Annotated in this window: 13 protein-coding genes and 2 pseudogenes; 8 read left to right on the forward strand and 7 right to left on the reverse strand. The window is 69.3% G+C overall.

All coding sequences use genetic code 11. From position 1 onward, the window contains the following. A partial coding sequence (locus MQH10_RS25625) for an AAA family ATPase (RefSeq protein ID WP_242566802.1) occupies positions 1-231 on the reverse strand: 231 nt, incomplete at its 3' end. Between the two features lie 224 nt (positions 232-455). Here MQH10_RS25625 and MQH10_RS25630 point away from each other — a divergent pair. Continuing rightward, complete coding sequence (locus MQH10_RS25630) at positions 456-1,625, forward strand: energy transducer TonB family protein (RefSeq protein WP_242566803.1); 1,170 nt, start codon at positions 456-458, stop codon at positions 1,623-1,625. On the opposite strand, the gene dnaN is transcribed toward MQH10_RS25630, so the two are convergent. Together dnaN and MQH10_RS25640 are read right to left on the reverse strand one after the other, a co-directional pair. Further along, entirely contained in the window at positions 1,622-2,740 is a 1,119-nt protein-coding gene (gene dnaN, locus MQH10_RS25635; RefSeq protein ID WP_242566804.1) for a DNA polymerase III subunit beta, read from the reverse strand. The two genes, MQH10_RS25630 and dnaN, sit on opposite strands and share 4 nt — an antisense overlap. A gap of 121 nt (positions 2,741-2,861) precedes the next feature. Next, a complete protein-coding gene (locus MQH10_RS25640; protein WP_242566805.1) occupies positions 2,862-3,245 on the reverse strand; it encodes a MarR family winged helix-turn-helix transcriptional regulator in 384 nt (127 codons plus the stop codon). A 160-nt stretch (positions 3,246-3,405) separates the two neighbouring features. On the opposite strand from MQH10_RS25640, the gene MQH10_RS25645 reads away from it, so the two are divergent. Further along, positions 3,406-3,759: a DUF488 domain-containing protein gene (locus MQH10_RS25645; protein ID WP_242566806.1), complete on the forward strand. Its 354-nt coding sequence runs from the start codon at positions 3,406-3,408 to the stop codon at positions 3,757-3,759. Positions 3,760-3,903: 144 nt separating this feature from the next. Here the strand turns inward: MQH10_RS25645 and grpE are convergent, their stop codons facing one another. Together grpE and hrcA are read right to left on the reverse strand one after the other, a co-directional pair. Then, positions 3,904-4,524 carry a nucleotide exchange factor GrpE gene (grpE, locus tag MQH10_RS25650; protein ID WP_242566807.1) on the reverse strand — a complete coding sequence of 207 codons (621 nt, stop codon included), beginning with the start codon at positions 4,522-4,524 and terminating at the stop codon, positions 3,904-3,906. Positions 4,525-4,535: 11 nt separating this feature from the next. Continuing rightward, positions 4,536-5,603, reverse strand: coding sequence for a heat-inducible transcriptional repressor HrcA (gene hrcA, locus MQH10_RS25655; RefSeq protein ID WP_242566808.1), 1,068 nt, complete (start codon positions 5,601-5,603; stop codon positions 4,536-4,538). A 135-nt stretch (positions 5,604-5,738) separates the two neighbouring features. Between hrcA and rph the strand changes: the two genes are divergently transcribed. Next, positions 5,739-6,455: a ribonuclease PH gene (gene rph, locus MQH10_RS25660; RefSeq protein WP_242566809.1), complete on the forward strand. Its 717-nt coding sequence runs from the start codon at positions 5,739-5,741 to the stop codon at positions 6,453-6,455. Between the two features lie 430 nt (positions 6,456-6,885). Here rph and MQH10_RS25665 read toward each other — a convergent pair whose 3' ends face one another. Together MQH10_RS25665 and MQH10_RS25670 are read right to left on the reverse strand one after the other, a co-directional pair. Then, the gene (locus MQH10_RS25665; RefSeq protein WP_242566810.1) at positions 6,886-7,122 is read right to left on the reverse strand and encodes a helix-turn-helix domain-containing protein; all 237 of its coding nucleotides are present in this window, start codon (positions 7,120-7,122) and stop codon (positions 6,886-6,888) included. Between the two features lie 3 nt (positions 7,123-7,125). Further along, on the reverse strand, positions 7,126-7,656 hold the full coding sequence (locus MQH10_RS25670) for a DUF2975 domain-containing protein (protein WP_419720804.1): 531 nt from the start codon (positions 7,654-7,656) through the stop codon (positions 7,126-7,128). Between the two features lie 401 nt (positions 7,657-8,057). On the opposite strand from MQH10_RS25670, the pseudogene MQH10_RS25675 reads away from it, so the two are divergent. The 5 genes and pseudogenes from MQH10_RS25675 to MQH10_RS25695 all read left to right on the forward strand — a co-directional run. Beyond that, positions 8,058-8,656 (forward strand): annotated as a pseudogene (locus tag MQH10_RS25675) (non-canonical purine NTP pyrophosphatase). After that, complete coding sequence (gene hemW / locus MQH10_RS25680) at positions 8,653-9,801, forward strand: radical SAM family heme chaperone HemW (RefSeq protein WP_242566812.1); 1,149 nt, start codon at positions 8,653-8,655, stop codon at positions 9,799-9,801. The pseudogene MQH10_RS25675 and the gene hemW overlap by 4 nt, the downstream one beginning before the upstream one ends. A gap of 48 nt (positions 9,802-9,849) precedes the next feature. Next, complete coding sequence (gene rsmI, locus MQH10_RS25685; protein WP_242566813.1) at positions 9,850-10,722, forward strand: 16S rRNA (cytidine(1402)-2'-O)-methyltransferase; 873 nt, start codon at positions 9,850-9,852, stop codon at positions 10,720-10,722. Continuing rightward, a complete protein-coding gene (locus MQH10_RS25690) occupies positions 10,719-11,132 on the forward strand; it encodes a YraN family protein (RefSeq protein ID WP_242566814.1) in 414 nt (137 codons plus the stop codon). The genes rsmI and MQH10_RS25690 overlap by 4 nt, the downstream gene beginning before the upstream one ends. 4 nt (positions 11,133-11,136) lie before the next feature. Continuing rightward, positions 11,137-11,816: pseudogene (locus MQH10_RS25695) on the forward strand (SirB1 family protein); the annotation flags it as partial.

The following is an 11,816-nucleotide window of genomic DNA, read 5'->3' on the forward strand; positions in this document are numbered from 1 at the left end:
CACCGCCCAGGCGCGCCCCACGCGCTCGCCCGGCAGCCGCCGGCCCAGCTCGACCTGGGCCGCGCCGCGCAGGCCGCGCCCCGGCGTAAGCAGGCTGACCGCCTCCAAGAGGTTGGTCTTACCGGCCCCGTTCGGCCCTACCAGCCATACCGGCCGCCCATCCAGGGCGATCTCGGCCCGCTCATAGGAACGGAAGTCCGTCAGGGTGAGGTGGGTGAGGGCCGTGCGCACGGGGGGTGTTTAGCGGGTTTCGCGGCGGGGGGCGAACCCAGGCATTGCTGCGGTCGCCCCAGGCTGTAGGGTGCCCGCTGGGGTTGTTATGGGGGGCTCGGCGTGTCGACTCTTGTGATTCTCGCTGCGGCGGCGAGCTTGGCGGCGGCGCGCCCGGGGGGACGGTCACCAACCCGGACTGGCTGATGCGTCCCAGTGGAGACGCGTTTGCGCATGCATATCCCATGATCGCGGAGATGTTCGAGGTCGAGGGCTATGCGACCATCAGCTGTTTGGTCGACGCCGGGGGAGCGCTCACGGACTGCGCTGTCGTCGACGAAGGGCCGGCAGGCCTGGGGTTCGGCGCGGCCGCGGTCTCGCTATCGAGTTCGTTCCACATGCGGCCGAAGACGGTCGACGGCGCGCCCGTGGCGGGCGGAGACGTGCGCATTCCGATCCGTTTCGCCCTACCAAAGCCAGCCGTTCCGGCGGAGGCGCAAGCGTCCCAAGACCCGCAAGATCCACCCCCGCCCTCGCAACAGGCGGTCGTGACAGCCCGCAGGGCCCTCCTGGCGGAGGACTTCCCCGGCTATCTGGAGACGAAATACGCGCGCCTGACCGAGGTGGTGACCAGTTCCAGTTCGCCGGGTGTGACGCTCCAGACCCGGCAAAGAGCGGCCGCGACCATAAAGAGCGCTGTAACGGCGATCACCCCCAAGGAGCTGGAAGCCGCATCCGGCCTTCTGGCGGGCTATGAGCCTGAAGACGCCATGGCCGCGGACGCAACCTTCTTTGAGAGCCCCGAAGGCAAGAGCTATTGGGCCAAGCGATACAAGGCCAACGCAGCGACGGCGAAACGCCTAAAGCCTGCCCGGGATCGATTCTTCCAGACCATGCAGTGTCAGTGGTCTCGCGCCAAGGTCTGCACGGCCCTGTCAACACCCCTCGAACCTCAACCCGCGCCGGCGGTCAGCCCGGATCAGCTGGCTCTGGGCCGAGCGATAGCGGAGGCCGACACCGCGCTCGCGACGCGGTTCATGGGTCCGTTGGAAAACGTGATCGCCTCGGCGCCCGAGGAACGCCGCAAGGCCCTCAAGTCCGCCGCGGACGCCATGATGGATGCCGCCCGTGTCGCAGAGACCTACAGTTACGCTGAACAGTTTACGGCGCCCGAGCTTAGGGCGATCCTTGCCTACAAGCAGGGTCCCGGCGGCAGGTTCGAACTCGAGGGCGCGACCAAGCTAGGCATGGCCTTTCGGCGACTGGAACGAAAGTTCGATCAAATGACCATGGCCGCCGCGAAACGTGAATTCTGCCCGGGCGACGCCTGCGCCGCCCCCCTTCCGCCCCCTACCGGGAAGGAGATTGACGTGCCGCCGACCTCGAACTTCGTACCGCCTTTCAACAGCCGCTAAACCCTGAGCGGCATCAGCACGTAGCGGACGTCCGGGTCGATCGGGTCCAGAACCAGGGCCGGGTCGTTCGGGCCGCCGAAGCGGAACTCGGCCTGTTCGGCGCCGATCTGGTCGGTGACGTCGAGCAGATAGCGGGCGTTGAAGCTGAGCTCGAAGCTGTCGCCGGCGTAGTCGACCTCGATCTCTTCGACGGCCTGGCCGGCTTCCATGTTGCGGACGGTCAGGATCACCTTGCCGGGTTCGATGGCCATGCGCACCGAGCGGCTCTTCTCGGCCGAGATGGTGGCGACCCGGTCGACGGCTTTGGCGAACAACTTGTTGTCGACCATCATCACCCGGTCGTTGTCGCGCGGGATGACCCGGACATAGTCGGGGAAGTTGCCGTCGATGACCTTGGAGGTCAGGGCCGCGCCGCCGAACTCGAACCGCACCTTCTGGGGGCTGAGCTGCAGGTCGACGCTCTCGCCGGCGTCCTCCAGCAGGCGACGCGCCTCGTTGATGGTCTTGCGCGGCACGATGACGCCGGGCAGGCCGGCCGAGCCTTCCGGCGCGGTCATTTCGGCCAGCGCCAGGCGGTGGCCGTCGGTGGCCACGGCGCGCAGCTTGGAGACCCCGCCCTCGACCACCGTGTGGAGATAGAGGCCGTTCAGGTAATACCGCGTCTCCTCGGTGGAGATCGCGAAGCGGGTCTTGTCGATCAGCCGGATCAGGTCGTTGACGTCGACGCCGATGCGGGCCGAGAGCCCGTCGGAGGACATCACCGGGAAGTCGCCGGCCGGCAGGACCGGCAGGTTGAAGCGCGAGCGGCCCGCCGCCACGGTCAGGCGCGGATCCTCGCCGGTGAAGGACAGCGAGACGTCGGCGCCTTCCGGCAGCTTGCGGACGATCTCGTAGAGGGTGTGGGCGGGCGCGGTGATCTGGCCGGGCTGGTCCACCTGGGCCAGGGCCTCGTCGATGATCTCCATGTCCAGGTCGGTGGCCGAGAAGGTCAGCCGGTCGCGCTCGGCCGACAGCAGCACATTGGAGAGGATCGGGATCGTGTTGCGACGCTCCACGGCGCTCTGCACATGCCCCAGCGCCTTCAGAAGGGCCGCCCGTTCGATCGTAAGCTTCATGTTCCGGTCCGAATCTCCGCGCGTCGGCGCATCAACTCGCCGCCGCCCCCGACTGGAGGGGACTTGGGACTTTAATCATTCTCACGGCGCGGGAAAGGGCTGGCGGCGCCGCAGATGTGGATCAGGCCCCGATTTCCAGTATGGCGGTCGATTCCGCCAGGCTGCGGGCCAGGCCGACATCGATCAGGGCGCTGATTTCGGCATGGGCCTCGCGCCAGACCGGCAGGGCGAAGGCCAGACGCCGCACGCCGACCTCGGTCAGCCAGGCGAGCTTGCGCCGGCTGTCGTCCTGGATGGCGATCTCGACCAGGCCCTGGCGCGCCAGGACCTGCAGATTGCGGGTGAGGGTCGAGGGATCGAGCCCGGTGCGCTTGGCGAGCGCGCCCAGGCTGTCGTCCTGGCTGGCGGCCATGTGAGCCATCAGGCTGAACTGGGCCGGCGTCAGGCCGGTGGGGATCAGGCGGTTCTCCAGGAAGGCGCCGACCCGCCGCGCCGCCAGGCGCACAAAGCTTCCGGCGCACTCCGCGGCCGCGAAGGCCGCCGCCTCACGGAGTTCTCCGCGCCGATCCCTGGGGGGTTGCCGAACCTTTTTCATGGACACATGCATATACAAGAGTTGCATATGCAAGAATAGGGTTAATGGCCCGCCATTTGGAGCCGTCGCGATGTCCGAATTGTTCCTGAAGCGCGCCTATGAAGCGCCAAGTCCCGAAGATGGCAAGAGAATCCTGGTGGATCGGCTCTGGCCGCGCGGGATCACAAAGGCCGATGCGCGCATCGATCTTTGGCTGAAGAGCCTGTCTCCGAGCGACGCCCTGCGCAAGGCCGTACACGCCGGAGCGACAGACTGGGCGGGATTCATCGCCGCCTACGCGAGTGAGCTGAAGGCGCCGTCCGCGGCCGAAGCCGTGGTCCAGTTGCGCGGCGAGATCGCGGCCGGGCCGGTGACCCTGATCTATGCCGCCAAGGACGAGGACCGGAACAACGCCGTGGCGTTGAGGCAGATCCTGGGGCTGTAGGGACCTCATCCCCAAACCTGTCATCCCGGAAAGCGCGGCACGCGCTTGTCCGGGACCACAGGAATTTCAGGAGAGATCAGCGTCTATGGATCCCGGTCTTCCGCTGCGCGGAAATCGGGATGACATAGCGGGGCGATCCGCGGCCTAGGCCTTGCGGTCCACCGAGGCGCCCGCGTCGGGGTCGGCTTCGGCCGGCGCCTTGGCGTAGGGATTGGCGCCGCCGCCGTCGGGGGCGGCCTCCGCGCCTGAGCCCTTGGTCGCCACCACGACCATGGCGGGGCGCACCAGACGGCCCAGCAGCTCATAGCCGGCCTGCAGGGTCTGGATCACCGCGCCGCCAGCCACCTCCTCGGAGGGCTGCTCCATCATGGCTTGATGCTGGTGGGGATCGAACTTGGTCCCCTTGGCCGGCTCCACGCGCTTCAGCCCGTTGGATTCGAAGGCGTTGAGCAGGGCCTTCTCGGTCATCTCCACGCCGACCAGGAAGTTCTTCACCGCCGGATCGGCGGAGGCGGGCGGAGCGGCGAGCGCACGGGCGAGGGTGTCGGCCACGCCCAGCAGGTCGCGGGCGAACTTCTGGATGGCGTAGGCGCGCGCGTCATTGGCCTCGCGCTCGGCGCGGCGCTTGGTGTTCTCCGCGTCGGCGGCGTAGCGCAGCACCTGCTCCTTCAGCGCCGCGATCTCCGCGTTCAGCGCCTCCATATGGCTCAGGGTCGCTTCGGCGACGGCGTCCAGTTCTTCGGCCGGCGTTTGATCGTCGGACATTTCGTTCCTTCTCACGCGTTCGTCACCTGGGAGAGCACGCGGGCGGTATAGTCCACCAGCGGGATCACCCGGGCATAGTTGAGGCGGGCGGGCCCGATCACGGCGATCGCGCCCAGCACCTTTTGTCGGCCCGTCATATAGGGCGCGGCGATGACAGCGGAACCCGAAAGCGAAAACAGTCGCGTTTCGGCGCCGATGAAGATGCGCACGCCCTGGGCTTCCCGCACCCCGTCTAGCAGACCGATCAGCTGTTCCTTTTGTTCCAGATCATCGAACAGCATGCGCACCCGCTCGAGATCGTCGAGGGTTCCGGGGTCGCCCAGCAGGTTCGCCCGGCCCCGGACGATCAGGGCCCGGTCGGCCCCGTCCCCGCCGCCCCAGGCGGCCATGCCGTCCTCGACCAGCCGGGCGGCGGTCTCGTTGAGCTGGCGGCGGGCCTTCTCAAGCTCTGCGGCGACCTCCGCGCCGGCCTCGGCCAGGGTGCGGCCGCGCAGGCGGGCGTTGAGGAAGTTCGACGCCTCCTGCAGGGCGCTGGGGGTGACGCCGGCGGTGAGCGGCATCAGCCGGTTCTCCACCGCCCCGTCCTCGAACACCATGATGGCCAGGGCCTGGTTCTCGGAGAGCGCCACGAACTCGACATGCTTGACGCCGGCGTCGCGGGCCGGGGCGACGACGATGCCCGCCCCGCCGGCCAGGCCGGAGAGAATGGCGCTGGCCTCGTTGAGCGCGTCGTCGAAGGAGCGGGGTCGGCCGGTCAGGCGCGCCTCGATCGCCCGGCGCTCATCCTCGCCCACATCGCCCACCTCCATCAGGCCGTCGACGAACAGCCGCAGACCCGCATGGGTCGGCAGCCGTCCGGCGCTGGAATGCGGGGCGCCCAGCAGGCCGAGCTGGGTCAGGTCCTGCATGGTGTTGCGGATCGAGGCCGGGGACAGGTGCACCCCGCCCTTGGACAGGGTGCGCGATCCCACCGGATCGCCGGTCTCAAGATAACTCTCGACCACGCGGCGGAAGATGTCTCTGGCGCGCGCGTCAAGCTCGGCCAGGGTCGGGCCGCGGGAAAGCAGCGAACTGGTCACGGCAGGCGTCGGATCTGGGGTAGCACCATGGACGGAACCTCTATGATCTAGGATAAGCGCGCACCTCGCCGGCGCAAGTCGCCGACCCGAATATGACCGCGGCGCTCCGTCGACCGCCCTTCCGAGAGACTTCCCATGCGCCCGTCCGACCGCACGCCCGACATGCTTCGGCAAGTCACCCTGGAAACCGGGGTCAACCGCTATGCCGAGGGCTCCTGCCTCGCCTCCTTCGGTCACACCAAGGTGCTGATCACCGCCAGCGTCGAGGAGCGGGTCCCCGGTTTCATGCGCGGCCGCGGCCAGGGCTGGGTGACCGCCGAATACGGCATGCTGCCCCGCGCCACTCACACCCGCGGCCGTCGCGAGGCCTCCGAAGGCAAGCAGTCGGGCCGCACCCAGGAGATCCAGCGCCTGATCGGCCGCTCCCTGCGGGCGATCATCAATCCCGCTGCGCTCGGCGAGCGCCAGATCTCCATCGACTGCGACGTGATCCAGGCCGACGGCGGCACCCGCACGGCGGCCATCACCGGCGCTTGGGTCGCCCTGCGCCAGGCCACCCGCTATCTGATGGACGAGGGCCTGATCACCACCGACCCGATCGTCGACCAGGTCGCGGCCATCTCCTGCGGCGTCTACAACAATGTCCCGGTGCTGGACCTGGAATATGAGGAAGACTCCAACGCCGAGGCGGACGCCAATTTCGTCCTGACCGGCAGGGGCGACATCGTCGAGATCCAGGCGACCGGCGAGAAGCGCGGCTTCAGCCAGGCGGAGTTCGAGGCCCTGTTCGGCTTGGCCCGCAAGGGCATCGGCGAACTCTGCGCCCTGCAGCTGGTCGCGACCGGCGGCTGACGTTTAGTGGAAACCCTTCTCCCCTTGCGGGAGAAGGTGGCCCTGCGGAGCAGGGTCGGATGAGGGGTCGCACGAGCCTGTCGGCGAGCCCCTCACAGGACGCATGGATGATGGAGCGAAACCCCTCATCCGTCAGCTACGCTGACACCTTCTCCCACAAGGGGAGAAGGATACTGCTTAGTGGCCCGACAGCAGCTGACGGAAGGCCGAGGCCGGCATGCGGGCCAGTTCTTCGGCGAAGGGAGCCATCAGGCGATCGATGAGACGTTCCAGAGCGCGAAGCATGTCCATCTCCTTGTGCATCGCAACATTTGCTGCGGCGCATATAGAAGCGGCCCATTGATAAATCAACATCTGATCACTGCTTAGACGCCGGGATTCACCAAATCTGCGGCGAAAATGTTGCACTGCGACGCGAGGTCGCGGGCGGTCATCCGTCGTCGTCTATGACGTCGTCGCCGGGTCCCGGCTCATAGAACAGGATGTCGCCCGGCTGGCAGTCCAGCTCGCGGCACAGGGCCGCCAGGGTCGAGAAGCGCACGGCGCGCGCCTTGCCGGTCTTGAGGATCGAGAGATTGGCGATGGTGACGCCGACCCGGTCCGCGAGTTCGGTCAGCGACATGCGCCGTTCCAGCAGGACCCGGTCGAGGAGAACGCGAATGGGCATGATCTAGATCGTCAGCTCCGCCTCGCGGCGCAGGCGCGCGCCCTCGCGGAACACCTCCGCCAGAACGAACACCACCAGCACGGAAAACCAGGCTGTCAGATTGAGATTGGAATCCACCTGGTTGCGGCCCGGCAGCAGCCAGGCGCTGGCGATCTGGAAGCCATAGCGGCCCAGCTCGAGCGCGGCCAGCATCAGGCCGATCACCCTCAGGCGGGCGACATTGTCGGGATGGAAGGGGTCGCCGGCGGTGAGCGTCGCGAAGATCTGGCGCAGCCGCGCCACGATCACCAGCACGCCGGCCAGATAGAGACCGACCGCCAGTATGGCGCCCATCAGCACCGGACCACTGGAGAGCAGCTTGGATTCGCCGACCGACAGGGCGATGTCGCCGATCAGGTCGGGATTGAAACTGAGCAGGAGGGCGGCGAACAACATCAGGCCGGAGGCGCCCAGACCGACCCACAGGGCGTAGAACACCACATCCAGGATGATCTTGAGGAAGCTCGACACCGAGCCCGGCCCCAAGGCGCGCATCAAAGGCATAGAGTCAGCCCCTCGTTCAGGTCCGCCGCCGGGCCCCGGCGAACGGCGGCCACGGCGGCGAGACGGTCCCGCCACAGTCACGGGGCGAGCTTAGGCGATCAGCTTGTCGGCGACCACGGCCAGCACCGGGGCGGCGGCCAGCATCATGATCACGCTGACGGCGATACGGTCCATCCAGGACATCACGGGGGAAAACATGGGGTAGCTCCTTGGTTCAGGTTTGCTGCGATGCAGCATTTGTGCCAACGGCGCTGTGCCGTTCATGTCGATATTCAATACGGCCACCTCGATTATCGATCAATGGAATTATCGTTTTTCGATATTAAACTTTTGCAATGCAGCGTGAGGGCCAAGCCCCTATGGTCCGCGCCGCCCAATGCGAAAGGCATCCCATGGCCCTGAAACTCGAGCCCGGCGCCCGCCTCGTCGTCGCCACCCACAACCCCGGCAAGGCCCGGGAGCTGACCGAAATCCTCGAAAACCGATTCGAGCTGGTCACCGCCGGCGCCCTCGGCCTGGGCGAGCCGGAGGAGACCGAGAGCACCTTTGTCGGCAACGCCCTGCTCAAGGCCCGCGCCGCGGCGAGGCCTCGGGCCTGATCGCGCTTGCCGACGATTCCGGGCTGTCGGTGACGGCGCTGGAGGGATCGCCGGGGATCTATTCCGCGCGCTGGGCGGGGCCGGACAAGGATTTCGCCCTGGCCATGCGCCACGTGGAGGAACGGGTGGCCGCCACCGGGTCCGACGATCTCAGCTGCTGGTTCACCTGCGCCCTGGCCGTCGCCTGGCCGGGCGGACCTGGGGTGACGGTGGAAGGCCGCATCGACGGGACCCTGGTCTTCCCCGGGCGGGGCGACCGGGGCTTCGGCTATGATCCGATCTTCCAGCCGCTCGGCTTCGACCAGACCTTCGGGGAGCTGGAGCCGGCCGCCAAGGACGCCATGAGCCATCGGGCCCGCGCCTTCGCCCTGCTGAAGGCCGCCCTGCTTTGACCGAGGCCCTCGGCGTCTATGTCCACTGGCCCTATTGCGCGCGCATCTGCCCCTATTGCGACTTCAACGTCTTTCGCGACCGCGGCAAGCGCGCCGAGCAACTGGCCCTGAAGGATGCGATCCTCGCCGATCTCACGGCCCAGCGGGCCCTGACCGGACCCCGCGACCTGGTCTCGGTGTTCCTCGGCGGCGGCACGCCCTCGCTGATGGACCCCGACTGGGCGGGCGAGATCATCGCCCTGGCCCGCACGCTCTGGACGCCCGCCGCCGATCTTGAGGTCACGCTGGAGGCCAATCCCACCGACGCCGAGGCCGGGCGCTACGCCGGCTTCGCGGCCGCCGGGGTGAACCGCCTGTCGCTCGGCGTTCAGGCCCTGGACGACGCCACCCTGAAGCTGCTGGGTCGCGACCATGGCGCCGAGGAAGCGCGGCGCGCCGCCCGGACGGCGGCGGCGGCCTTTCCGCGGCTGTCCATCGACCTGATCTACGCCCGGCCCGGCCAGAGCCCGGAGGCCTGGGCCGCCGAACTCGCCTGGGCCGTGGAGATGGGCGCCGAACATGTCTCGCCCTATCAGCTGACCATCGAGGCCGGGACCGCCTTCGACCGGGCGGTGCGCCGCGGGACCCTGGTCCCGCCGGCCGAGGACCTGGCCGCCGAGCTGTTCGAGACCACCCAGCGCGTGCTCGAGGCCGCCGGCTTCGACGCCTATGAGGTCTCCAACCATGCGCGCGGCGTCGCGGCCCGGTCGCGCCACAACCTCGTCTATTGGCGGGGCCAGGACTATGTGGGCGCGGGCCCGGGCGCCCACGGCCGCCTGACCCGCAACGGCGTCCGGCATGCCACCCATGCCACCGCCCGGCCTGCGGACTACATCGCCCGCGTGGCCGCGACCGGCCTGGGCTTCGCGACCAGCGAGGCCCTGTCCGAGATCGAGGCGGCCGAGGAGCGCCTCCTGGCCGGCCTGCGCATCGACGAGGGCGTGGCGTACCCGGACGTTGCGGCCTTGGACCTGGACCCCGACCACCCCGAAATCGTCGCCCTGATCCGCCAGGGCCTGGTGGTCGAGGACCCCGAACGCCTGAGGGCGACGCGGGCCGGACGGCTGGTTCTCGACGCGCTGACCATGCGCCTCGCGCTCGCCTGAAACGCGGCCACGCTTGCGTTGGGCGTGCGAACCGGCGAAGCCTGCGGCATGTCTCGCCACCCGCCGCCGCCGGCTCTCTCAGACGCGCCGCTCGCGCCCGGCCTCTATCTGGTGGCCACGCCGATCGGGAATCTGCGCGACATCACCCTGCGGGCCCTCGACGTGCTGAACGCCGCCGACCTGGTGCTCGCCGAGGACACCCGGGTGGCCGGGAAGCTGCTGGCGGCCTTCGGCCTGTCCAAGAAGCTCGAACGCTATGACGAGCACTCGGCCGAGCGCACCGCGCCCAAGGTGCTGGCCCGACTGGCGGAGGGCGCCCGCGTCGCCCTGGTCTCCGACGCCGGCACGCCCCTGGTTTCCGACCCCGGCTATCGCCTGGCCCTGCAGGCCATCGCCCAGAATTCCGCCGTGTTCCCGATCCCCGGCGCCTCGGCCCTGCTGGCCGGCCTGACGGTCGCCGGCCTGCCCACCGACCGCTTCCTGTTCGCCGGCTTTCCGCCGCCCAAGTCCGCCGCCCGCAAGGTCTTCTTCGAGGAGCTGGCCGGCCTGCGCGCGACCCTGGTGTTCTTCGAGGGCGGCAGCCGGGTGGCCGACAGCCTGGCCGACATGGCCGCCGTCTTCGGGCCGCGCGAGGCCGCCGTCTGCCGCGAACTGACCAAGCTCTATGAGACGGTCACGCGCGGCCCCCTCGACGTCCTCGCCGCCGACCCGAAAATGGTCGCGCCAAAGGGCGAGTTCGTGATCGTGGTCGGGCCCGGCCGTGAGGAGGCCGCGACCGCGGCCGACGCCGACCGGGCGCTCAGCGACGCCCTGACCCGACTGAAGCCCGCCGAGGCCGCCAGCGAGGTGGCCAAGGCTCTGGGCCTGCCGCGCCGCGACCTCTATCGACGGGCCATGGAGCTCAAGGCGGCGGGCGGATGACCGGGTCCGGCAGCCTCAGCCCGCGCAGCGCGGCGCGGGCGATCCGCGGCGCCGCGGCCCGCGTCAGCGGCCGCCGGGCCGAGGTCTGGGCGGCCCTGTGGCTGATGCTCAAGGGCTATCGCATCCTTGGATTTCGCCTGAAGACCCCCCAGGCCGAGATCGACCTGCTGGCCGTGAAGGGCAAGGTCCTGGCCGTGGTCGAGGTCAAGTCGCGCACCCGGCTCGAGACCGCCCTGGAGGCCGTGACACACGACCAGCGCCAGCGTCTGCGCCGCGCCGGACGCAACCTGGCCGCCCGGCGGCCGGCCCTGGCCGACAAGACCATCCGCCTGGACCTGATCGCCCTGGCCCCCGGCCGCTGGCCCAGGCACCGCCCCGACGCCTGGGCGGACGGTTACCAGGAGGCCTGACCCCATGACCCGGGAGGAGGCGGAGCAGATCCTGACCGAGGCGGGCCAGGCGGAGGAATTTCCCCTGCTGGAGGCGGCGATCGCCTGCGCCATCCACGAGGATCCGGCCCGTGATCCCGGCGCCGCCCGCGCCCTGGCCGAGACCGGCGTGGCCCGGCTGACCGATCGCCTGACCCGCGAGAGCCCGGAGGAAGCCCTGGCCGAGACCCTGGCCGGCGACCTCAGGCTGACCGGCGATCTCCTCACCTATGAGGCGCCCGACAACGCCGACATCCTGGCCGTGGCCGAGCGGCGCAAGGGCCTGCCTGTGGCCCTGGGGATCTTCTACCTCCACGTCGCCCGCAAGTGCGGCCTGACCGTCCAGGGGGTCGACTTCCCCGGCCACTTCCTGCTGCGCATCGAGACCCTGGAGGGACCGATGGCGCTGGACCCGTTCAGCGAAGGCCGGGTGGTCCTGCCCTCCGAGCTCACCCGCCGCGCCCTGCACGCGGGCCTCACCCCGGACGTCGCCGATCGGCTCGACCGGCTGATGGCGCCCGCGCCCGACCGGGCGGTGCTGATCCGGCTGCAGAACAACATCTTCGCCCGGGCGAGCGCCGCCCGCGACTATCCCCGCGCCGAGCGGGCGGCCCTGACGACGCGCCCTGATCGATCCCGCCGACCACCGCCCCTGGCTGGACGTGG

The organism is Phenylobacterium aquaticum (assembly GCF_022695515.1).
Classification (GTDB): Bacteria; Pseudomonadota; Alphaproteobacteria; order Caulobacterales; family Caulobacteraceae; genus Phenylobacterium; species Phenylobacterium aquaticum.

Excerpts from the sequence above, each read along its gene's own strand:
- MQH10_RS25630 (WP_242566803.1), top strand. The coding sequence starts at position 456 with ATGATCGCGGAGATGTTCGAGGTCGAGGGCTATGCGACCATCAGCTGT.
- dnaN (WP_242566804.1), bottom strand. The coding sequence starts at position 2,740 with ATGAAGCTTACGATCGAACGGGCGGCCCTTCTGAAGGCGCTGGGGCAT.
- MQH10_RS25645 (WP_242566806.1), top strand. The coding sequence starts at position 3,406 with ATGTCCGAATTGTTCCTGAAGCGCGCCTATGAAGCGCCAAGTCCCGAA.
- grpE (WP_242566807.1), bottom strand. The coding sequence starts at position 4,524 with ATGTCCGACGATCAAACGCCGGCCGAAGAACTGGACGCCGTCGCCGAA.
- rph (WP_242566809.1), top strand. The coding sequence starts at position 5,739 with ATGCGCCCGTCCGACCGCACGCCCGACATGCTTCGGCAAGTCACCCTG.
- MQH10_RS25665 (WP_242566810.1), bottom strand. The coding sequence starts at position 7,122 with ATGCCCATTCGCGTTCTCCTCGACCGGGTCCTGCTGGAACGGCGCATG.
- MQH10_RS25670 (WP_419720804.1), bottom strand. The coding sequence starts at position 7,656 with ATGCGCGCCTTGGGGCCGGGCTCGGTGTCGAGCTTCCTCAAGATCATC.
- rsmI (WP_242566813.1), top strand. The coding sequence starts at position 9,850 with ATGTCTCGCCACCCGCCGCCGCCGGCTCTCTCAGACGCGCCGCTCGCG.
- MQH10_RS25690 (WP_242566814.1), top strand. The coding sequence starts at position 10,719 with ATGACCGGGTCCGGCAGCCTCAGCCCGCGCAGCGCGGCGCGGGCGATC.